19 protein-coding genes are annotated in these 21,909 nt (G+C 66.8%); 8 read left to right on the plus strand and 11 right to left on the minus strand.

The annotated features are described in order from the left end of the window. Window positions 1–81: 81 nt before the first annotated feature. Both POL67_RS24470 and POL67_RS24475 read right to left on the minus strand, forming a co-directional pair. Window positions 82–369, minus strand: coding sequence for a hypothetical protein (locus POL67_RS24470; RefSeq protein WP_271921097.1), 288 nt, complete (start codon window positions 367–369; stop codon window positions 82–84). Window positions 370–379: 10 nt separating this feature from the next. Further along, complete coding sequence (locus POL67_RS24475) at window positions 380–1,012, minus strand: hypothetical protein (RefSeq protein WP_271921099.1); 633 nt, start codon at window positions 1,010–1,012, stop codon at window positions 380–382. A gap of 417 nt (window positions 1,013–1,429) precedes the next feature. Between POL67_RS24475 and POL67_RS24480 the strand changes: the two genes are divergently transcribed. Further along, window positions 1,430–2,503, plus strand: a complete 1,074-nt coding sequence (locus tag POL67_RS24480) for a YncE family protein (RefSeq protein ID WP_271921101.1) — start codon at window positions 1,430–1,432, stop codon at window positions 2,501–2,503. A gap of 25 nt (window positions 2,504–2,528) precedes the next feature. Here POL67_RS24480 and POL67_RS24485 read toward each other — a convergent pair whose 3' ends face one another. Next, window positions 2,529–3,947, minus strand: coding sequence for a hypothetical protein (locus POL67_RS24485; protein ID WP_271930885.1), 1,419 nt, complete (start codon window positions 3,945–3,947; stop codon window positions 2,529–2,531). 314 nt (window positions 3,948–4,261) lie between these two features. On the opposite strand from POL67_RS24485, the gene POL67_RS24490 reads away from it, so the two are divergent. The 5 genes from POL67_RS24490 (at window position 4,262) to POL67_RS24510 (ending at window position 10,932) form a co-directional block, all read left to right on the plus strand. Further along, entirely contained in the window at window positions 4,262–4,744 is a 483-nt protein-coding gene (locus POL67_RS24490; protein ID WP_271921104.1) for a tellurite resistance TerB family protein, read from the plus strand. A 528-nt stretch (window positions 4,745–5,272) separates the two neighbouring features. Next, window positions 5,273–5,971 (plus strand): hypothetical protein, encoded by a 699-nt coding sequence (locus tag POL67_RS24495; protein ID WP_271921106.1) that lies wholly within the window; start codon window positions 5,273–5,275, stop codon window positions 5,969–5,971. A gap of 67 nt (window positions 5,972–6,038) precedes the next feature. Next, on the plus strand, window positions 6,039–8,180 hold the full coding sequence (locus POL67_RS24500; protein ID WP_271921108.1) for an RCC1 domain-containing protein: 2,142 nt from the start codon (window positions 6,039–6,041) through the stop codon (window positions 8,178–8,180). Window positions 8,181–8,266: 86 nt separating this feature from the next. Continuing rightward, a complete protein-coding gene (locus POL67_RS24505) occupies window positions 8,267–10,216 on the plus strand; it encodes an NACHT domain-containing protein (RefSeq protein WP_271921110.1) in 1,950 nt (649 codons plus the stop codon). Beyond that, window positions 10,210–10,932: a pentapeptide repeat-containing protein gene (locus POL67_RS24510; RefSeq protein ID WP_271921112.1), complete on the plus strand. Its 723-nt coding sequence runs from the start codon at window positions 10,210–10,212 to the stop codon at window positions 10,930–10,932. The genes POL67_RS24505 and POL67_RS24510 overlap by 7 nt, the downstream gene beginning before the upstream one ends. Here the strand turns inward: POL67_RS24510 and POL67_RS24515 are convergent. The 3 genes from POL67_RS24515 to POL67_RS24525 all read right to left on the minus strand — a co-directional run bounded on the left by POL67_RS24515 (window position 10,850) and on the right by POL67_RS24525 (window position 13,875). After that, window positions 10,850–11,449 (minus strand): RNA polymerase sigma factor, encoded by a 600-nt coding sequence (locus POL67_RS24515; protein ID WP_271921114.1) that lies wholly within the window; start codon window positions 11,447–11,449, stop codon window positions 10,850–10,852. The genes POL67_RS24510 and POL67_RS24515 overlap by 83 nt on opposite strands. Window positions 11,450–11,693: 244 nt before the next feature. Next, window positions 11,694–12,023 carry a four helix bundle protein gene (locus POL67_RS24520; RefSeq protein ID WP_271921116.1) on the minus strand — a complete coding sequence of 110 codons (330 nt, stop codon included), beginning with the start codon at window positions 12,021–12,023 and terminating at the stop codon, window positions 11,694–11,696. A 334-nt stretch (window positions 12,024–12,357) separates the two neighbouring features. Beyond that, a complete protein-coding gene (locus tag POL67_RS24525; RefSeq protein WP_276075955.1) occupies window positions 12,358–13,875 on the minus strand; it encodes an ATP-binding cassette domain-containing protein in 1,518 nt (505 codons plus the stop codon). Between the two features lie 267 nt (window positions 13,876–14,142). Between POL67_RS24525 and POL67_RS24530 the strand changes: the two genes are divergently transcribed. Then, window positions 14,143–15,045, plus strand: coding sequence for a fibro-slime domain-containing protein (locus POL67_RS24530; RefSeq protein WP_271921120.1), 903 nt, complete (start codon window positions 14,143–14,145; stop codon window positions 15,043–15,045). Here the strand turns inward: POL67_RS24530 and POL67_RS24535 are convergent. From POL67_RS24535 to POL67_RS24550, 4 genes are all read right to left on the minus strand, one after another. After that, window positions 15,032–15,463 (minus strand): STAS/SEC14 domain-containing protein, encoded by a 432-nt coding sequence (locus POL67_RS24535; protein ID WP_271921122.1) that lies wholly within the window; start codon window positions 15,461–15,463, stop codon window positions 15,032–15,034. The genes POL67_RS24530 and POL67_RS24535 overlap by 14 nt on opposite strands. Beyond that, window positions 15,453–16,820: a hypothetical protein gene (locus POL67_RS24540; protein ID WP_271921124.1), complete on the minus strand. Its 1,368-nt coding sequence runs from the start codon at window positions 16,818–16,820 to the stop codon at window positions 15,453–15,455. Before POL67_RS24540 ends, POL67_RS24535 begins: the two co-directional genes overlap by 11 nt. Before the next feature lie 42 nt (window positions 16,821–16,862). Beyond that, complete coding sequence (locus tag POL67_RS24545; RefSeq protein ID WP_271921126.1) at window positions 16,863–17,558, minus strand: DJ-1/PfpI family protein; 696 nt, start codon at window positions 17,556–17,558, stop codon at window positions 16,863–16,865. A 453-nt stretch (window positions 17,559–18,011) separates the two neighbouring features. Next, complete coding sequence (locus POL67_RS24550) at window positions 18,012–20,276, minus strand: molybdopterin-dependent oxidoreductase (protein ID WP_271921128.1); 2,265 nt, start codon at window positions 20,274–20,276, stop codon at window positions 18,012–18,014. Between the two features lie 101 nt (window positions 20,277–20,377). Between POL67_RS24550 and POL67_RS24555 the strand changes: the two genes are divergently transcribed. Further along, window positions 20,378–21,439, plus strand: coding sequence for a hypothetical protein (locus POL67_RS24555; RefSeq protein WP_271921131.1), 1,062 nt, complete (start codon window positions 20,378–20,380; stop codon window positions 21,437–21,439). Here POL67_RS24555 and POL67_RS24560 read toward each other — a convergent pair. Continuing rightward, window positions 21,405–21,905, minus strand: a complete 501-nt coding sequence (locus tag POL67_RS24560) for a DUF2243 domain-containing protein (protein WP_271921134.1) — start codon at window positions 21,903–21,905, stop codon at window positions 21,405–21,407. The two genes, POL67_RS24555 and POL67_RS24560, sit on opposite strands and share 35 nt — an antisense overlap. Window positions 21,906–21,909 lie beyond the last annotated feature (4 nt).

The following is a 21,909-nucleotide window of genomic DNA, read 5'->3' on the forward strand; positions in this document are numbered from 1 at the left end:
GTTCGCACCTCTCAGGGGAGGCACGTTCGGGGGTCGCGAAAGGTTACGCGAAATCGATCGGCGTCGATCGTGGGGGGCAGATCACTTCCGTGCGAGCCACTCCAGCAGGGCGACGAGGACGCCGAGCCCGGCGATCGGGAGGGCAATCCAGCCGAGGAGGGTGATCCAGCCGCGGCGGAGGGAGCGACCGCCGCGGTCCTCGCAGGCGAGACAGATGGCCCAGACCCGGGTGCCGCCCTCGGTGAGGACGCAGCAATCGCCGCAGACGGGCGCTTGGCAACGGGCGCAGGGACCGGCGGCCACGGCGCTGCAACGGACGCAGCGCGCGATGGGAGGGCCGTCGTCGTGGGGGATCAGGCCGCCGGACATGGCGAGGACTTTAGTCGTCCGAGGGGCCCATCACTGTCAAGATCAAATCAAGGTGGTCGCCGGCATCCGTGATGTCAGCCTGCACGAGTTGGTGCGCTGAGAATGCTTCAGCCTTCCATCGCGGAATACCACCGATGGGCGGCGACCAGACCCCACCTGGACGAAGCCCCATTTGCGTGAGCGAATCGTGCATCAACGAGGCAACTTTGTCCGCCGCGCAATCGTACATGCGCCATTCTGCGCTCCACGAGGTGGACCCGGGATCATGTCGCTCACGGCCGGGCTCGACCCGTGCTCCCTCGGGAATGGGGAGCATGATGCCCGCGAGGCGGATGCCCTGCTCGACGACATGTGCGAAGGGCAGCGCCTCGGCATCATCGACGCGTATTCCGAGGCCCGCGGACTGTATGTCGTAGATTTCGATGCGTCGTTCCCCGCGTCGAAGATAGCTTATGCGATTGATCTGCCTGAGATCGTATCCGATCTTTGTCGCTTCCCTCTCGAGTGCCGTGCGCACCTCTTGGACAGATGGACCGTCGAGGGTATGCGTGATCCAGCATTCCTTCGGCGTATCTGTTGTCCAAGATGTGCCCTGGGGCAGGCGGACGACGATGTCGAGGATTCGCAGTGTAGCCATATGCATGGGATCCGGAATATGGGGAACCGTGGGGGCTCGGCCGGCTGCGGATCGGGGCCTACGGACGCTGTCATCATGCCACGCAGCGCACGCCCCTGTCATCACGCTGGAGGCGGGCCGGTCGCTCGCCGGCTACGCCCGCGGATGGACACGTCCAAAACTTGCTCGCGTCGCCGCGCTCTCCTTGTTTTCCATCAACTACCATGGTAGTTGATGTCCGTCCTGGCCGCGGCGTCATGACAACCTCGGGCGGCGCGGCGCCTTCTCGTCGCCCTTTGCGACCTTCTCGACGATTGCCTCGGTGACGTCCTCGCGCGCCGAGAATCGGATCGCATGGATACGTGCGCCCGTCGCGCGCGCACGCCCAGGGTCGGCAACCGCAGGGCCGCCGCCACGCCAAACGACACGCAAAGGACTCGAACCATGCAAGGACGAACGATTCCAAGACCCCTGGCGGGTTTTCTCTTTTCGGTTTCGACGATGGCGTGCGCCGCGGCCCAACCGGCCGACGTTCCCGTGGGGAACAAGATCAACACCCACGCCGCGGCCCCACCCGCCGACGTGCTCGTGGTGAACAAGAGCAAGACCAACGGGAACCTCCCGGGCAGCCTCTCCTTCCTGGACCTCACCTCCGGCAAAGTCGCCGCCCACGTCCCCGTCGGCCGGGAGCCCCACGAGGTGGCCGTCTCCGCGGACGGGCGTTACGCCGTCGTCAGCAACACCGGCAGCAACAAAGAACCGGGCAACAGCCTCTCGGTCTTCGATGTCGCTAAACGCGAAGAGATCCATCGCGTCGACCTCGGACCGCTCTGGAACCCGCACGGTCTTCTGGCAAGCAACGGTTTCTTCTACTTCACCGCCGAAGGAGCCCGCGCCATCGGCGCCTACGACCCCGTAAGAAACCGTTTGGCCTGGGTGATGGGCACAGGCCAAGACCAAACCCACATGCTGGCCGCGACCAAAGACGGAAAGACCCTGGTCGCAACGAACCGCGGCTCAGGCACCGTCTCCATCTTCCAATTGACGAAGCCCGACCCGCTTGCCGCAGAAGCCTGGAAGGAGACCATCCTCCCCGTCGGCCGAAACCCCGAAGGGATCGACGTCAACCCCGAAGGAACCCAAGCCTGGGTCGGGTGCCGCGGAGGCAACGAAATCGCCATCGTCGACCTCGCCCAGCAAAAGGTGGTCGACCGCTTCACAACGCCCAACCAACCTATTGCCCGCGTCAAATTCGCCCTCGAAGGCAAACTCCTGCTGGCCACCGACCCCTGGCACGGCGATCTCTTGTTCATCGACCCCACAAGCCACCAAACCCTCAAGAGCGTCCCCATGGGCCGCGGCTGCGAAGCCATTTTCGTCGAGCCAGACGGCAAGCACGCGCTCATCGGCGTGACGAACGAAGACAACGTCGCCGAAGTCGATCTCGCGACGATGTCGGTGGTGCGGCGGCTCTCGGCCGGTCAAGGGCCGGACGGGATGGCCTGGATCGGCAAGTAGGCTGAGGAGGGGCGCCGAAGCGCGCTCATTCCGCGGCGCAGGGCATCGCGCGGAAGATACGGACCGTGTTGTTTTTCGTGCCCTTCGCGGCGAAGGCGACGCTGCCGTCGGGGAAGGCGCGGAAGGCCTGGTAGCGATTGCCGGGCACACCGGCGTCGAGCACGGCGCTCACGGCCTCGCCGGTGGTCGCGCTCAGGACCTGCACGTGCATTTTTCGGTTTCCGTCGAAGGGGGTGAGATCTCCCGTGGCGGTCGACGTCTCCCAGCCGGCGAGGAGGAACTTTTCGCCGTAGTTTGCGAGGTAGGGCGCGCGTGCGTTTTCCCCGGCCTTCCCGGCGATCACGATGTCCTTGTCGGCCTCCCCGCTGTTGAAATGGAGGAGGTGAACCTCGGCGAGACCGTTCGCGAGGGCGGGCTGGCCGTCTTGACGGTCGCTCGTCAGGGCCCAGGAGCCGCCGTTCGGGTCGCGGGCCACGTCGCTCAAATTCGAGTAGGCCAGGTCGACCGGCTTGATCGTCGAGACGGCTGGGGCGTAGGCGATGCGGTTGTTGTTGTCGGTTTTGCAGATGCTGACGTATTTCTTTGCGGCCGGATCCCAGGTGATGCGCTCGTAGCCGCTGTGGCTGCAACCCCAGTCGAATCCGCCCGCGAAAAGCTCGCCGGTCGGGGAGACGACCTTCATGCGATCGCCTTGGTGGATGTTGATGCAGCCGCCTTGCGAGACGCTGATCGCTGCGCCGAAATAACCGGCGAAGTTCGTACCGTCGGAGGCGATGCGGCCGTGGTGCGCGTACCACCAGATCATGAAGACGTCGGGACCGGTCTTGCCGGTCGAATACGGGGGCAGGGCGGCGCTCGAGCTCGTGAGCTTCGTCGCCCAGGATTCGCTCGTGCCGTCGAAACGCACCATGTACATGTCGTGACATGCGACGGGCGGGCTCGGCGGGTTGCCGCAGAGGTTTGTCGGGTTTCCGCAGTTGAGTGTCCCGCCGCCTTGGGCGTCGCGCGTGAGGAGGAGGACGCCGCCTTTGTCGTCGGCGTAGAGGTCGGCGAAATCGTGGGCGTTGATATCGACGAGTTCGCCGACGAGTTTGTCGCTCACGTCGAGCTCGGCGACGTGGACTTTGTCGTCGGCGCCCATGAAGGCGAGGCGGGAGCCGCCGGAGGGCCTTGGTGAGATTGCGAGGGGGCGGAGATTGACCTCGTCTTCGTTTTGTTCGACGGCGATGGGGAGCTCGACCTCGGTGACCGTCAGCGTCGGAGTGCTGCACTGGCCTTGCATGGGGTTTCCAGTCATGCCACCGTTACCGCCGGAGCCGGAAGAACTCCCTGCACCTGCGCCCGAGCTGCTCGCGCTTCCTCCCCCTGCGCCGGCGCCGTTTCCGCCGCTGCCGCCGCTTGGATCTCCGGGGTTGTTTTCGCCGCTGCATGCGACGACGAACACGAGGGGCAATGCGAGGAGGATACCTGTGGCTGTGAGGGAACGTGCGTGGGGAAAAATGTTCCTCTTCATAGGAGGTGTCACTTTCGGGGTTCAGAAAGACGAGGAGCCGAAGGCGCGAAGGAAGGAGAAGCGCGCCCCATAAAAAGACTCTACCACCACATGGCAGAGGGGAATAGAGACGCCTCGTGACGCGAGAAAGAGAAAGGCGCGTCGTAACACGAGAAAGATTGACTCCTCCTGGAAGGCACGAAACGGGAGAACCATCAGGTGGTGCGCGCACGATCGCGCGCTGCCATAACACGGAAGGTGCGAACATGACGACGAACCGAGACGCCGGGTTTCTGTGGCTGTTCAAAGACAAGGCCAATGTTCGCACCCTTCCGTCCAAGGAATGGTTCGAAGGGTACATGAAGGCAGTCCTCCTCTGCGCCAATGGAGATGGAAAATTGGCGCCCGAAGAGAGAGACTGGGCGGTCGGCCACGCGGCTGCTTTTGGTGCCGCGGATGCGCTGGTGGACGAGCTCAAATCGTACAAAGCGGACGAGGATATCGAGATGCTCGTCGCTGCAACGCCGGCGTCGAGTGCTTCACGGCGTTTCCTCGTCTACGACGCAATTCGAGCTTGCACCGCGGATGGACAATACTCGGACCTGGAGCGGGCCACGGTGACCCGCATGGCCGCGAAGCTCGGGATCACGGAAGAGCTGGTCAGGCAGATCGAAGACGTCTGTCTCGAAGAAGCCCGGCTGCGGGAGAAACGACTGAAGCTGATGTATCCGGAGGGCGCGCCTCTGTAGGCGGACGGTCTCCCCGCCGCCGCCACCTCCTCCCTCTCTCACGGCGGCCCGATCCCCATCCAAGCCGCCTCCACGCCCTCGCAACGCCCCCGGAACCGCCGCGCGTCCGCTTCCCCCTTGTCGGAACGCCCCCGCTTCCGCCCCCACGCCGATTCCTCCTTTCCGGAACGCGCGTCGATCCACCTCCCGAACCGTTTTCCCTTTCTCGGAGCGCACCCCGCTTCGCCTCCGAGCGGCTTCCGCTTTTTCGCAACGCCGATCGACGCCGCATCTGTGCCCGCTCCCGAACCGTGCAACGCTCCGGGATCCACGTCCGGGCACGTTCCCATCCCCCGGAAGCGCGGTTTCTTTCGCCGCGTGGCTCGTTCCGAACTTCGGGAGCGAGCGTTTCACCGTTTCCGGGCGGGCTCCCGACGTTTTCGTGCTTTGGGGTTCCCTCACGGCGATGATTGATCCTCGGCGCACGTCCAAAACGCGAACCCATGACCACCCCGCCGCTTCTTGCAAGCGGTAGGGAAGAGAGGATCCATGCGACATCTTCGTGAGAAGGATGGAAGCCCCGTGTATCGCCGCCACATTCATTTTCATATGACGACCTGCAAGGACGTGAGCCCGCTTCACGACATCCTGCACGCCGAGGCGAGCGCCGCGTACACGAAGCTACGAGACAGCCAGCGCGCCCGCGAAGACGCCGAGGACGGGGCCACCGCCGCGTCCGCCGGGCTCCAGCGCACGGAGGTGATGGTCGAAAATGCGATCCGGGAGATCGACGCCGCGGCCAAGAAGCTCGACCGCAAGGCGCCCGCCCTCGCGGCGCAACGCACGATCTTCCCGGCTGGCATCAGCCCGGTGATCAAGCCCGACGGCCAGGCGCAACTCGACGTCTTGCCCGCCGTGCGCATTCGGATGGCGCCCTTCGCAGAGAAAGGCGACATGGGCGACGCCCTCGCGAGCCTCGATTACGCGGAGATGCTCCACCGCGCCGCCCTCGACGCCCTGGACCTGGCCGTGGCCGAGGTCGATCTGCGGTTCGCCGAGGAGCGCGAGGCGCGCCGGGCCGTTCGCGAGCAGCTCGCCAGCGCCCACGGCCGTCTGCGCGACCATTACAAGGCAAAACCGGCCGCCGCCGAGGCATTTTTCCTCCGCGAGAAGGCGGCCGCATCGTTGAAAACCAAACAGCCCACGACGCGCGCCAAGCAGCCCATCGCCCCCGGCTCCACCACGTAGCCGTCCTGATTCGCGCGGCCGGCCAAATCCTTCGGCGGTCGCTGTCCCCTGCGGTACAGTGACCGCCATGCGCCGCGCATTCGCCCCCGCCTCCGCCCTCGTCCTCGTCGGCTGCACGACCGGCGCGCCGCCGCCGCCCACCGCGCGTGACCTCACGCCCGCGCCTTCCGCCTCGATCGCCGCCCCGGCCCCCACCGCCAAGGCCGCCCCGGTCGCGCTATCCGCACAGGATTCCACGTTCGTCGAGGTCCGCACCGGGTACGGCACCTTTTGCGCCCGCACGGAGCGCGGCTTTCTCCATTGCTGGGGCCTCGTGGTCCTCCCCGGCGAAATGGCCAAACGCACGCACTACCGCCCCACGCTCATGCCGGGCTTCACCAACCTGAAAGGCTTCACCATCCTCAAGGAGGGGCAAATCGTCGGCTGGAACGCGGCCGGCACGGTGATTCGCTTGGTGCGAGAGGACCCGACAAAACCCTTCTACATCACGCGTGGCTTCCTTTCGGTGCAGCCCACGCCCGAGGAGATCGCGAAGTTCTCCTTGGGCGTGCCGGCCCAGGTGACCTCACGCATCGTCGCCGGCAGCCACGATTGCTTGCTCTCCGACAAGGGCGAGGTCTTTTGCCAAATCGGCGGCGATTTCACGAACTCGCCGTTCTTGCGGGTGCCGGTCCCGCCCATGCGCACCCTCGCCGATACCACATGCGGCGTGGGCGTGGACGGCGGGTTCCATTGCTGGAACCTCGACAGACAGGAAACGACGCTCCTCGACAAGCCCGCCCCCGGTTACGGCGTGGCGTCCGTGCCCCTGAAAGGGCCCGTGGCAGAAGCGCTCCTCGCCCGCTTCCAGCCGGGCAAGCCGCAGGTATGCGCGCGGCGGCCCGACGGCACCGTCTTCTGCCACGATTGGCTCGTCGACCAGAAGCTCCGGGAGATCGCCGAGGGCAAGCTGGTGACGCGGCTCTTCACCCTCCCGGGGCAGAGCCTGTGCGTGAGCCGCGAGGACGGTGTGTCGCGCTGCACCTGCGACGTCGCGCAGCCCTGCGGAGACACGCAGACGACGTTCGACGTACTCCCGTCGGTCGATGCGTCGCTCGGGGTGGCGGTGTCCGTAGGAAACATCTGCGCGCTCGGGAAGGATCATCGCGTGCGGTGCTTCGGCGAGCGCATGGGGGGCCGGCTCGGCGACGGCCAGGAGATCGAGCTCGAACGGGCCACAAAGGCCCCCGGGATCACGGGAGCGAGCGAGATCAGCGCCGACGACGGCGTCGTCTGCGCGCGCTTCGGGACGACCCGCGTCTCCTGCTGGGGCGCGATCGCCGGCGTCGAGCACGTGCCCCGGCACGATCTCGTGCTGCCCGAGCCAGCCGTCGACGCAATCGTTGGCGGCGTGGGGCTCTGCGTGCGCGGCGCAAAGTCAGGCCGCTGGTACTGCCGGAACAAGGCATTTTTCCCAGGGAACCTGAAGGACGACTTCACCTTGCTCGTCGACACCGGCGGCGCACCGGTGAAAGACGTCACCCTGTCCATCGACAACGGGAGCGGCATCGCAGTCGCCAAGCGCAGCGGCGGCGCAGGGAGGTTCCATTACGCGGGAAGCCCGAAGCCCCTCCGCGTGCAATGGATCGACCCGAAGGACGAGCTGGCAAACGCCACCTACCTCGACCTGAGCAGCAACGCCATCCTCGCCGACGGGACGGCCATCCTCCAGAAGGACACGAGCGGCGATCATGAGCGAGTCCCCGCGAAGTTCCGCGCCGTGAAGCTAGCCAACGGGACAACCTTCCTCCGGAAGGACACGAGCGGCGATCATGAGCGGGTCCCTGGGAAGTTCCGCGCCGTGCTGCGCTCAGCCCATTGCGCCGTCGACGCGAGCGCGCGTCTCCTCTGCATGGGCGCACCCGAGGGGCCCAAGGTCGTCCTGACCGACGTCGCAGACGTCGACGCCGATTGCGTGAGCACCACCCGAGGCGAAGTCTTTTGCTTCGACCGCATGCCAAAGAAAAAAGGCGAGATCGCCTCCTTCCGTCGCATCGAGGGGCTCCCCGACGGCGCGATCGTACAACTCGGGGGCGACTGCGGCCGCACACGAGAGGGAGAGGTGTATTGCTGGGGGAGCGTGTTCGATCTCGGCGACCGCGATCCCGTGCAGCGCACGCCCGTGGAGATCGCCAAGCCCGAAAGCATATTTCAACATTATGGGTGGTGATGTGTTTGGCGGGGGCGCCTCGCTGGGGCTTTGCCTTGGGCCCCACCGGGGCTATCTTCTTCTCTCTGAACGGAGAGCGTTCAATCATGGAACCCATCACGATCCTCACGACGCTCGGCAAGGTCTTCGCCGCGGGGGCGCTCAGCTACCTTGGCGAGGCCAAACAGGGGTTTGACGAGTCGGACGTCAGCGCGATCAGCGCCGTCGTCGAGGCCCTCGGCGCCGTGCACGGGGTGGCGACGGCCAAGCCGCGGACACGGATGACGGCGCTGCATACGGCGCTCGTGCTCCAGGCGTTCGGCACGGCATTTTACGAGCACTGGGCGGGGGACGAGCGGATGGCGCCCGGGTTGCAGGAGCGGTCCTGGATTCATCGGGCCCTCCGGTCGAACGACAAGGCTGCGCGGGAGGAGGAGATCCAGACGCGGCTCCGGCTCGCGTTGGGGTGGCTGCGGTCGGAATTCGAGGAGCGGGCCGCGGGGGAGAGACTTTCGGCGATGCATGCGATGCATCCCGATCCGATGGCCACGCCGATTTATCAGGCGTTGTACACGGCGTTCGCCGATGGGCGGTTCGAGGGGGGCGAGGACACGGCATTGCTCGACATGCGGCGCGAGGGGGCGCGGCTCCAGTTCGAGGGCGCGTTTCAGATGGCGTATGCCGAGCTGCTGGTGACGGGGGCGGGGCAGGAGCTGGGGCGGTTTTTGCTGGAGGTCGACAAGGATCGCGGGAGGCAGCTTCGGCGACGGTTGATGGAGGAGGGGTCGATTTCGGACAGGCGGCACGTCTTCGGGACGGCCACGCCGGGCGTGCCGATGATGCCGCTCGGTTTCATGTATGTGGAGCCGAACGGCGAATCGGGAACGACGCGCAAGCCTCTTCGCGAGTTCATTGGTGACCTGCTCGGGAAGCATCCCATCGTCGTCGTGCGTGGGGATTTCGGTATGGGCAAGTCCCTCACCGCGCGGATGCTCGCCTTTGAGTGGGCGCAGAGGTACATGCGGGTCGTCGACCAACCGTCCGCGGAGCTCGTGTATCCGATCTTCATCAAGTGCGCGCGAGACTTTCAGCGCGAGTCTTTTGCTGCGACGGTCCGGGAGGCGGTCCGCAACCAGGCCGAGGCGATCGGGATCTCTTTGCTGCGGAGTGACGAGGCTTTGGCGATGCCGCCCGATACGATGCGTGTCGTGTACATTGTGGATGGGCTGGACGAGGTCGCGTTGTCGCATGCGGAGGTGGAGCAGCTTTTTCGGGAGCTGAAGGGGGCGACGAGTGATCGGCATCGGGTGGTGGTGTTCTCGCGAAAGGGCGCGTTGCCACAGGAGGACAAGCTCAAGGGCATTCCCGTCATCGATGTGCAGCCCTTCCGTGAGGAGGATCAGATCGGGGCTTGGCTCGATCGCTGGAACCAAATCAGCGGAAGCGAGCCCGTCACGGTCGAGGGACTAAAAAACGCCAAACTTCTGGAGCTGGCGACGACGCCCATCCTGCTCTTCATGATCGCCGTCACCTGGGATCCTACCCGGATTGAGGAGGACCAAACGAGCCAGGTGGCGATCTACGAGCATTTCTTCAAGCAGATCGCCGCCGGGAAGTGCAAGCACGACCGGGATCGGCATCCTCGCGTGGCGGAGGCGTCCGAGAAACTCCGGGAGAAGCTGCGCGAGCATGGCCACATCGGGAAGGAATCCTCGCTGGAGGATGCGATGTTGTGGCTCATGTCGCGTCTTGCGTGGGAGCACCGGAGGCGTGAAGCGCGGGGCGAGCATCTCGATTTGCAGGACGTCAACAACCTCCTCCGGAAGGTGCTCGACCTCCGCGGAGAGTCGCAGGTGCAGGAGATGATCCGCATGGGAGCGATGCTCGTGTTGCAGGCCGACCTGCGGGATCAGAATCACGTGATCCTGTTCGGCCACAAGAGCTTCGGGAGTTCTTGGTGGCGCGCTGGTGGGCGGATCGGCTGCGGGCGATTCTCCAGGAACGCAGGGAATCGAGGCAGAGGAGCCTGGAGCGTGAGCTTTATGGTGCGATGTTGATCGAAGAAGACAACCGCAGCTTCGAGTTTTTGATGGCCATTCTCAACGGCGTCCAGTGGAGGGAGGACGAAAGAAAGAACCTTGGGGGTTGGGCGGAGGGCTGCTTCGTCGATGAACGGCCGGATTTTGACGAAGGCAAGCACGAGGAGGAACGGTCATGGCGAGATGACCAGCGCGTTCAACTTCGACATGCTGCGTTGGCGATCCGGTGCTCCCTTCACGGACTGGAACCATTGAAGGTCAAGACGTCGGCGCTGCGTTCCATGCTGGCATGGTTTTGGATGCGTCAGGAGTGGGTGTGCTTGTACGCGACAGGGATCAGCGCAGAGGGTGTTAGCCTGGAACGTACGGACCTCAGACGTGCGGAGCTCAGCGGTGCGGACCTCAGCGGTGCGAACTTCAGCGAGGCGAACCTTAGTGAGGCGTACCTCTTCGGTGCGGACCTCAGCGGTGCGTACCTCTTCGGTGCGCACCTCCGAGGTGCGTACCTGATCGGCGCGAACCTGATCGGCGCGCACCTCCGAGGTGCGGACCTCATCGGCGCGCACCTCAGCGGTGCGCACCTGATCGGCGCGGACCTCATCGGCGCGCACCTCAGCGGTGCGAATCTCAGCGGCGCTCTCTACAATGCGCTTACTCGCTGGCCCGAATCCTTCGACCCAAGCTTCCGAGGGGCAATCGATGTCGACATTTCAGGAAGGTCGGCGCGAGATTGACCAGTTTTTCCCGCGCTAGATGCAGCCGCGCGTAGGCCGTCTTCAACCGTATCCGCAACCTGCGGGCAATCTCCACCATCGAGCGTCCCTCGATCTCGTACGCAATCAGCACAGCGGCGACCTTCCGGCCGAGCCTGCCGAGGACCCTCGCCAGGAGGCGGGTCGCCTCCATGGCCTGGATCATTCGTGGAAAGACTGGCGGCTCGGGGAGATCGGCCCTGAGGTCCTCGACTCGGTTCCGGGCGAGTTTGCGATGGTTCGAGGCCATGTAGAGCGCGACCGTGTAGAGCCAGGGTCGTGCTTGATCGCCGAGCGCGAGGCGATCGTGGCGCTGCCAGGCGAGCACGAAGACCTCCTGCACGAGATCGTCAGCCTCGCGATCCGAGACGCCGCGGGCGCGGAGGATGGAGCGGACGAACCCCCGGCATTCGCGGTAAAACCCCGCGAAGGACGCCTCGGGGGAGGGAAGGAGTGTAGGTTTCTTGGCGGATTCAGGATGGACGTCTACGTTGCTCACAGCTCGTGAACTCCAGGTGGTTTGGTGTTTGCGGGTCAGACGCCGGTCGGTGTTGCAAGCGCCGGCTGGCGTCGCTTCTTTGTCGCACAGGTTGGCGGGGAAGAAAATCCCCAAACGCAGAGATTGGTTCGTCGCGGGAAACCCCGCGAACCCAAGGGAATGGGGCGAGGGACCTTGGAATGGGGGCCGTGATCCTGGCGGAACGGGCGGGCCGACCTGAAGGGAGGTCGGCCCGCCCTTGGTTTCACGATGCGCGGCGGTAGACGAGGCGGCCGAGGGTGGCGATGACGTGGTCCATTCGGTCCAGTGCCTGCGCGTCGACGCTGCCGATGTAGCGCATGGCCTGGGCGACCTGGACGCAAGCGAGCACTTCCCTTGCCGAGCCGAGTGCGGAGGCGTAGCGCTGCCGTTTCGTCCCGCCCTGATTGCCCATTCCCTCCGCCACATTCAGCGCGACGCTATGCGTGGCCCTGCGCATTTGCCGAGCCAGATCCGAATCCCGCCGTTCGATCTGCTCCGCAATGCCTGCCGCGTCCCCCGCCATGGCCAGAACGACCTCGTAAATCCTCAGCATAAAGAACCTCCGCCCGACGACCCTTTCGCCGGGACCCCCGTCCCACACCGTCGCGCGCAGGCCTCTTCAAGGCTGCGCAGCACCGCGCGGAGCCGCGCGGAGCAGCACGCAGTGCTGCGAGCACGGCGAGCACGGCCTGGCCTTGAAGAGGCCGAGCACGACGGTACGCTGGCCGTCCCCGAGCGGGATCTCCTGAACACGGCTCCCGCCTGCGCTTGCGCTTGCGCTCCCGCTTGCGCTCCCGCTCCCGCTTGCGCTTGCGCCCCCGCTTCCGCTCCCGCTCGTCGAGATGGCCGCGGACCGACGCCTTCGACGCAGCGGAGCACGAAAGAGGCTACCCGACGATATCGACCCGCCCCGGCTGCGCCCCGGTGTCGACGTCGCTCTCGTGGACGCGACCTCCCTCGATCCGCCACACCACACGCGTCGCGCGTCGGGCGAACGAGGCATCGTGGCTGACCATCACGATGGCCCCGGGATACCCTTCCAGGGCTCGTTCGAGACGTTCGAGGGAGGGCAAGTCGAGGTGGTTTTCGGGCTCGTCGAGGAGGAGGGCGGCGGCTCTTCGGCTGAGACCGAGGGCGATGGCGAGCTTGCGGGATTCGCCGGGGGAGGGCTCGGCGGAGGCCAGGATTTGCTCGGGGTCCGTGCCCAATGCGGCGACGAGGGCGAGGGTGCGCCCGCGGGCCTCGGGGCTCTGGGCGCGAACGTCCGCGAGCAGGGCGCGCCGGGCTTCTGCGGGGAGGTCCTGCGGCAGATAGAGCACCTGGTCCCGGGGGATACGCGCGGCGGCGGCGAGGGCGCCGAGCAATGTGCTTTTGCCTGCGCCGTTGCGGCCTTCGATGCGGATGCGACCGTCGCGGGGGACGGAGAGACGCACGTCGTGGAGTAGCTCCGCTTCGCCTGCGCGCAGGACGGGCAGATCCAGGAGGAAGGGCCAGGGCTGGGTTGGCCGCTCCCAGCCGACGTAGATTTCGCCGCCGTGCTCCTTTTCGATGCGGTGACGTGCGAGCTCGGCGCTGGCGCGCGCGAGATCGGCGCGTGCCACGCCGACGTGGCGCCCGGCGCTTTTTTCTGCGGATTCGATCGCGATTTTTCGGAGCATGCCCCGGCCGTCGTGATCGTTCTTGTTTTTCATCTGGCTCTTCATGCTTCGCGCCGCGTCGACCATTGCGTGCTCGCGCCTCGCTTGGTCGAGCCTGCGCGCGGCGCGCTTCTCCTCGCCTTTGGCGGCTTCGCGCTCGCCCTGGGCGTGGGCGGCTTCGGCTTCCCACGCTGCGCGTGCGTCGGCATAACGACCGCGGTAGACGTGCACGTGACCTTGGTGAATGCGCAGCGTCGTCGTGGTGAGTGCGTCGAGCAGCGTTCGATCGTGCGACACCAAGAGCCCGAGGCCGTCGAAACGACGGAGGGCGCCGACGAGGAGCCGCCGCGCTTCGACGTCGAGGTGGTTTGCGGGCTCGTCGAGCAGCAGGATGTCGGGCGCTTCGAAGAGCGCGGCGCCGATTTGCCAACGCTTCCGCTCGCCGGGGGAGAGCGTGGGCCAGCGCTCGAGGTCTTCGACGATGAGATCGAGCCTGCCGCGGAGTGCGACGGCTTCTCCGTCGAGATCCTCGGCGAATCGGAGGATTGCATCGGAGAGGGAATCGACGGTCTGCGGGCAGAGCACGACGCGTGCTTCGGCGGGATCACGCCGCACGTGGCCGCGCTCGGGGCGCAAATCGCCTGCGAGCAGACGGAGCAGCGTGGTCTTGCCGGCGCCGTTTTCGCCGACGATCCCGGCCCATCCGGGCCCGAGGTGCAGCTCGACGTCTTCGAGCAGCGACGTGGCATCCCCATGGGAAAACGCCATGCGAAGCGCATGAAGCGATAACATATTCTGTTCTCCTGAATCGGTGGCCGGCGCGTTCCCCGCGGTTCGTCTCGTCGGGGTGGGGCGCCGGGCGTCACGGCACGTCTATGAACGGCTGGATTCAGGAAAACAGGCGCAAGGGCGGAATCCTCCGAAGGGGGCGAGCAAGATAGCAGCCTCGTTCATGCTCGCAAGAAAGAATTTCCGGCTGTACCCTCGCGCTCGTCTGCTCCGGCGGATGTGTTTCGGCTTCACCTAGGAGGAAATATGCTTTTACGACAGGCGGCCCTGACCCTCACCTTCACCTCGTCGCTCCTGCTGATCGGCGCCGCGATGGGCTGCAGCGGCGGCAGCGGCGACAGCAGCGGCAGCGCGGCCGGCGGCCAGGGCGCTGGCAGTTCTTCCTCTCTGAGTGGCTCGGGAGGCCAGGGAGGCCTCGGCGGCATGGGCGGCCAGGGCGGTGACGGTGGCATCGTGTTCGTCGGCTCCGGCGGCTCGGGCGGCGGCGGCGGCGCGGGCGGCAACTGCACGCCGGAGCTCGTCGGCATCGTACGCGATTTCAAGGGGTATCCGAATGGCCACCCTGATTTCGAGCATTTCGGCGGCGACGGCCTGAAGGGCCTCGTGAAGTTCGATCTCGGCCCCGACAAGAAGCCCGTCTACGCGCCCGACGGCCCCACCGCGCACACGACCGGCGCTGCGGAGTTCGACCAGTGGTACCGCGACGTCGAAGGCGTGAACATGCCGATGCCGTTCAAAGTCACGTTGACCGAGGACCCGGCGACCGGGATTGCCACCTTCGAGAGCACCGCGTTTTTCCCGATCGACAATCAGCTCTTCGGCAACGAGGGCTTCGACCACAACTACGGGTTCACGTACGAGCTCCACATGACGTTCAAGTACAAGGGCGGCGAGACGTTCGCGTTCAGCGGCGACGACGACCTTTGGGTCTTCGTGAACAACCGCCTCGCCATCGATCTCGGCGGCCTGCACCCGCCGCAGACCGACACGCTGAACCTCGACGCGAAGGCCGCCGAGCTCGGGATCGTGCCCGGCGGCGAGTATGCGCTCGACTTCTTCCACGCCGAGCGGCACAGCACGGGGTCGAACTTCAAGGTGCAATCGACCCTGAGCTTCACGAACTGCGATCCGATCATCATTCCGAAGTAGGCGCGTGCTCGGCGCGCTCGGCCTCCACCCAGGCAAGCGCCTCGGCGTCGCGCTCGAAAAACTCCATCCGGAAGGTCCAGCCGCGATAAAAGAGCCCGAGGGCCTTGACGAACATCCCCATGAGCACGCGCATGTGGAAGTTCGCGCCGAGGACGGTGAGACCCGCGACGCGTTGCGCCCGCGGATCCGTCGCCGCAGCCTTGCGCGCGGCCGCCGTCATCGTCTGGAGGCGCGACATGTCGGCGATCACGAAATGGCGCACGCGCGCCGGGACCACCTCGTCCGTCCACGTGTAGAGGGTCTCGATGTCCTCGGCCGTCATCGTGCCGATCCAGAAGACGCGGACGACGTCGGGGGGATAGAGCCGCGCGTGATGGGGGCCAAATACGAGGGTTCGACCTCGTTCGTCATCCGTCATGATTCGGGCTCCGGGTTCGTGAGGGAGGGGGGCGGGCCCCCGGCTCGTGGTGGTCTTCTTCGGCCGCGCGGCGTCGGGCCTCCTCGGCGAGGAGCGTTGCCGCGGTCTGCCGCACCTCGGGCAGCGGGCTCGACGCGGTGAGGGCCCGGTCCAGGAGATAAAGCTGATTCGTGGCGGCGAGCGCGCGGAGCATCGTGCAGGCGTCGGCCGCGTCGCTCACGCAGGCGCGGCGAAAGCGGGCCAGGAGCCGGGCCCGCGCCTGATCGGACGGGCTGTTCAGCGCCGCGCCCATCGCGAGGCCGCGGAGCTCGAGGTCTTCGTGGTGGAGCCACGGCTCGATCGTGTGGAACAAGGTATACGTCGGCGCCGCCCCGCGCCCGAGCGCGCGGAGGACGTCCCGCGCGAGGGCTTCGTTCGCCGATGCGAGGAGCTGGCACAAGGTCGGCGTGAGCTCGTAGCAGGTGTCTCGATCGAGGTCCGGCAGGATCTTCGCCAGCGCCGCGCGGGGATCGGTTGCGAGGTCACGGCGCATCGCCGCGATCTGCGCGCGAATTTCGAGCGCCAGCGCTCCCTCCTCCTCGGACTCCTCGATCGCGATGCGGAGCTCGGTGAAGGGGTACCCCATACCGTTCTCGTGATCCTCGTCCCGCGGAAATCCTTTCGGCAGCGCGTCGCGGATGCGGCGGGCGGCGTGGAGGTGGCGGACGGGATCGTGCCAGAGGAGCGCGGTCGCGACGGGGATCGCCTCGTCGGGCGCGAGTTTTTCCAGGGCGCGGAGGAGCGCCTCCTCGGCAGGCTGCACGCGATACACGCCGAGGAGGCGGCTCGCCTCGACGCGCTCGTTGCACGTCACCCGGTCCCGGCCGGGCACGAGGCGTTTTCCCATGGCAGCGATGAGCGTCGTGTCCGTGGCGCGAAGGTCCTCCACGACATGGCGGAGCGCCCAGTACATCCACATGGGCAGCTCCGGGTGGGTGGGATGATCGAGGCGCTCGAGGAGCAGCGGGATGTCCTTCGGCTTCGCGGTCCGTGCGACGATCTGCGCAGCCGCCGCGTGTTTTCTGCCGTCGTGGTCGTCGGGCCGCCGGAGGATCGCCATGGCCTTCACCCGCATCGGGCCGACCAGCTCGTCGAGGAGATTCGAGGCACCCCAGCGTGAATCCATGGCCATGCGCTGGTAGACATCAAAGAGCATGCAATGCGCCGTGACGATGTCCTGCGCCAGGATCTTCCGGGCGATCCGGACGCGCTCCTCGTCCGCGACGTCGTCCGCGAAGAGCCGGTCAAATGCGTCGCGCACCGGGCCGGGCTGGAGCTCCTTCCAGTTGAAGTGGAGGAGCACGTTGGGCAAGGGCATGCGTGTCGCATCCTTGCACATCCGCGCCCCCGAGGACGAGGGCTACGGCGCGAACTTCGCGAGGAGCTCCGGCTTTTCGCGGAGAATCGTGGGGAGCTTCTGCGCGACGACGCCGCCCATGGCCTGGAGGAGGGGCGCGCTGCCCTCCCAGGCGATCGGCCCAAAGGGCGGCTGGGGCTCATATTCGAGGATGAGCTGGGCCGCCTTCGCAGCCGACTCGTTCGTGAGGCGGGCGGCAAGCGCAAGCGCCATGTCGATGCCCGCCGAGACGCCGGCCGCCGTGATCACGTTGCCGTCCTCGACCCAGCGCCCCTTGACGGGCGTCGCCCCGAAGCGCGCGAGGTGCGGCAGGAACGACCAATGCGTCGTGGCCTTCTTGCCTTCGAGCAGGCCGAGCGCCGCGAGCACGAGCGAGCCAGTGCAAACCGAGCTGACGAAGGAGGCCTTCGAAGCGGCTCGCTGGAGCCAGCCCATGAGTCGATCGCTGGCCATCGCATGAAAGGGTCCGAGGAGGCCCCCCGGGACGACGATGCCGTAGGGTTCCGGGACCTCATCGAGCGTACGCGCAGGGACGATATGAAAAGGCAGGTCCGTCGCGACAGGCTCGATGCGCTCGCCCACGGTGACGGTCCGGAGATCGGACGAGCCTTCGAGGGCCTGGAGCACCTGCAAGGGCCCGACGAGGTCGAGGGGCGTAATCTCGGGGAAGACGAGGAAAGCGATGGTCCGTTCGGGCATGGGGGTTCCTCCAGGGGTGGGCGCTGACGAGTAGCACGGCGTCAACCGCGCGCGCCGCGCTCGTCGCGCCGCGTTCGTGCCTCGCTTGGGGGCGCAGAGCCGGGGTTTCACCCCGGACCCCGACCAGGGGTTGTCCACCCCTGGACCCGGACCAGCGCAAGCGCTGGACGCGGGGTCGATGAACTGCGCGATGCGCAGTTCATCGACCAGCCAGGTCAAGACTGCCACGACCCTGCCCACCAAGGCCGCAGCGCTGCAGGTTCAACCGGCGACGTGCCCGTCGCCAGCTTGAACCCCACCTCCATGGTCTTGCCACGGGCCCGTTGGAAGAACTGCGCACCGCGCAGTTCTTCCATCACCGGTCCAGGCCGTGCCTGGTCCGGGTCGAGGGGCGGACAGCCCCCGCGGGGTCCGGGGCAGCGCCCCGGCGCGACGCCTTCGATCCTCGCCCGGTCAGGACGCCTCGATTCGCTCGATTCGTGCTGGCACGTGCTTGTGCCATGGCGTGCCTGCGAGCCAATCTCGCTGTGCGTGGTGGGTGAGCTCGTTTGGTGCTGTGCCGTGCTTGCGCTCGCTGCCGGCTTCGTCGGGGTACAGGAGACCGCCTCCATTGGGCAGGCTCACGTGGCCGGCTCGCATGCCGTCGTTTACTTCTACCGTTGCGGTTGCGCTGCCGCCCTCCGTCACGATTCGTACGACGCTGCCTGTGGAGAGGCCGAGCTCCGCTGCGTCTGCTGGGCTCATGCGAAGGGCGCCTTCGAGGTCGACCTTGCGCCATGCGGGGTCGCGGAAAATGGTGTTCGCCGAGGAGGATCTTCGCTCGCCGGCGGCGAGGATGAACGGATAGTGCGCGTCGCGGGCTCGGGCGGGCTCCGTCGCCAGGCCGAGCAGCTCGGGCAGGAGCTCCGGGACTGTGAGGCGAATTCGTTTGTCCGGGGTGTCGAGCCGCGCCCACGTCTCTTCGTAGGGGTCGACGGTGAAGGTGATGCCGGAGCGCTCCCGGAGAATCGCGTCGAAGAGTGCGTCGGCGTCGGGGAAGCCTGCGCGCTGCACGCTCTCCGGGAAGGTCATGAAGCATGTTTGCGCGATGCCCCAGAGCACGGCGGTGGCCTTGGCGCCCTCGGGCAACGTTGGGCCGAGCGTCTCGTAGAGGATCACGGGCGCGAGCGCCATGAGGTCGGGCCGCGCTCCGACGAGGCCCATGAAGGCCATGGCGAATTCGCCTCGTGAGGACCGCGCGGCTTCGGCGAGCGGGGTGAGATCCACGCCGTCGAGCGCGCCCGTTGCGCGCACGAGGCGGCGATGGATCTCGGGCTCGGGCAACGTCCCCGGGAGCGGCGCGAGGAGGGGGGCGCGGAGCTGGAAGGCGTTGCGCGGGAACTCCAGCGTGAAGAACGTTGCTTCCCATTTCTCGAACTGCGACGCGGTGGGTAGCACGTAATGGGCGAGCCGCGCCGTCTCCGTGAGCGCGACGTCGATCACGACGAGACAGTCGAGCGCGGCGAAGGCCTCGCGGAAGCGCTTGGAATCGGCGAGCGAGTGCGCGGGGTTCGCGCTCTCGACGATCATCGCCCGGAACCGCTTCGGGTGGTCCGTCAGGATCTCGTCCGGGATCACGTTGCAGGGCACGAGCCCTGTGATGATACGCGCGCCGGTGACGGGCGTGGTGCTCCCGCGCTTGCCGCCGCCGCCGCCTCCGCCGAGCGAGGCCATGCGGGAATGGATGTTCATTCCGCCCTCTTTGGCGAAGCTTCCGACGAGGAGGTAGACGAGCTTCTCCAGCCACGAGTCGAGCGTGGAATGGGGCGCCTGCTGGACGCCGAGATCCTCCTGGATGGCGACGCTCTTCGCGCGGGCGATGCGGCGCGCGACCTCGCGCACGAGGGCCTCCTCGACGCCGGAGCGCCGCGCGAATTCGGCGACGGGCACGCGCGCGAGGGCGTCGAGGATGGGCTCCGCGTCGGTCGTGTGCTCGGCGAGGAAGGAGTGATTGACGAGGTCTTCTTGCACGAGCGTGCCGAGGATCGCGGCGAGGCAAAAGGCGTCCGTGCCGGGATGGACGGCGAGGTGGTACTGCGCGAGCCGTGCGGTCTCGGAGCGCCGGGGATCGATGACGACGAGCGCGCGCGTGGGGTCGGCTGCGATCTCCTTGAGCACGTGGCGGGCGCGGGGAAAGCCGTGCGAGTGCCAGGGGTTCTTCCCGACGAAGACGGCGACCTCGGCGTGCTCGAAATCGGGCGCGGTGTGGCAGCGGGGGCGGCCGAAGAGCTTGCCGTCGACCCAGAACTCGCCGGTCTTTTCCTGGGCGAGGGCGTTCGAGCGGTAGACCGCGCCGAGCGCCGCGAGCGTCGCGGTGGCGTAGGTGCCGCAGAGGTGATTGCCCTGGCCGCCGCCGCCGTAATAAAAGATGGAGCTGCCGCCGTGGGTATCGCGGATGCCGACGAGCTTCGCCGTGATCTCGCGGATCGCTGTGTCCCAGTCGATCGGCTCGAACGATCCGTCGGGACGGCGGCGGAGCGGCGTGCGCAGGCGGTCCTTGGCGTTCTGGTAATGGTCGAGCCGCTGGGCCTTCTCGCAGAGATATCCGTGCGATCCTGGGTGCTTTCGATCGCCGCGCACGCGCGTGAGCCTGCGATCCTCGACGAGCACCTCGATGCCGCAGTTCAGGCTGCAGAGGATACACGCGGTCTTCTGGAACGTCCCGGCTTCGGTCGTCATGGAGGGCCTCCCGCGGAGGGGACGATACCACGAAGCGGTTTGCCCTGCCCGAGAGCTTCTCTCTTCCCGCCCGGCGCCGCTCTGGTAGAAGGCTTCTCGTGATGACACGTTTTTCTCTCCTCATGGCCACGGTCGCCTCGTTCGCCGCGGCGGGTTGCTTCAATCCGTACGCGGGCCTCTTCGATCCCGCGGCGATGCAGGCGCAGCAGGCGCAGGTGATGGCCGACGCGCAGGCGCAGAACGACGCGCAGATCCTCGCGCAGCTCGAAGATTCACGCGCTGCCGTGAAAGCGAGCCCGGGCGACATGAACGCGGCGCGGGTGCTCGCGCAGCGCGTGGGGGCTTGTTTCATCCTGGGGCTCGTCGATCGGAAGAAGATCGATGGCGAGGCGGCGATCGCCGAGGTGGATGTGGCGCTCGAAGAGGCCACGAAGAAAAACCCCGACCAGAAGGCCGAGGCGCTCGCGTCGAAGGGGATCTTGTTCCTCCACGCGAAGCGAAACGCGGAGGCCCTCACGACGCTCGAGGCCTCGATGGCCGTGCGGCCCACGGTGTTCGCGTGCGTGCCGCTCCTCAAGGAGCTCGACGACGCGGGGCGATCCGGGGAGGTCGTCGGCCATTGCAAGAAGGCGCGGCCGGCGGCGCGCGATGACGAGGAGCGGTACACGTTGCTCGATAGTTGCCTCCAGCATTCGCATGGCGGCGCCGCGGAGAAGGGGCTCGCGTGGGCGGGGCAGGCGGACATCGATTTCTACAACCAGAAGACGGACGAGATCGTCCGGGAAAAGGCGGCGTACCGGGCCGAGCAGGAGGCGCACTCGGCGCAGATGCAGGCGGACTTCGACGCGAGCCGCAGGCGCTCGGAGCAGGAGCGGGCCGCGCGGGCAGGGGCGGGGAGCACGGGCGGTGGCGGGTCCACGTATTCGCTCCGGCTGCACAACAGTTGCTCGCGAACGATCAAATTGTTCTTCGGGGACAACCCGAAGTTCGGCAGCGGGACGCGGACGTCGCTCGGGTCGAACTCGACGTCGTCGTATTCGGGCGCGGGGCCGAAGACGGTGTGGATCGTGGACGATCGGGATCAGGGCATTTCGAGCTTCGTGGCGAGCGGTTCGCAGTCGATGCAGATCACGTCGAGCTGCGCTGGGTTCTCGACGTACTGAGGGCGCGCCCCTTTCGAATGAGCGCCCACCCGAGGCCGCCGAGCAAAAGCCCGGAGCCGAGGAAGCCGATGTCCCAGAGCAGCGCGTGCGCGCCGGGCCGGACGTGGTGGATGCCGAAGAGCTGATGGTCGATGAGGCCCTCCACGAAGTTGAAGAGGCCCCAGCCGAGCGACATCGCGCCCACGAAGGTCGGCGTCGAGCGGGGGATCGTGTCCTTCTTGATGCCACGCCAGAGCACGGCGAGGCCGATCACGGTCGTCAGCCACGCGATCGCGTGGAAGAGGCCGTCGAAGAACATGTTGATCTTCATGTCCCGGAGGTTCGTCGGAGGCAGGATCGACGAGAGCATGTTGTGCCACTGGAGGAGCTGGTGGAGCACGATGCCGTCCACGAATCCCCCGAGCCCTACGCCGAGCAGGATCCCCGCCGCGACGAGGCCCCCGTCCTTTTGATTGTCTCGTCCCATCACG

The sequence above is a fragment of the Polyangium mundeleinium genome (assembly GCF_028369105.1).
GTDB lineage: Bacteria > Myxococcota_A > Polyangia > Polyangiales > Polyangiaceae > Polyangium > Polyangium mundeleinium.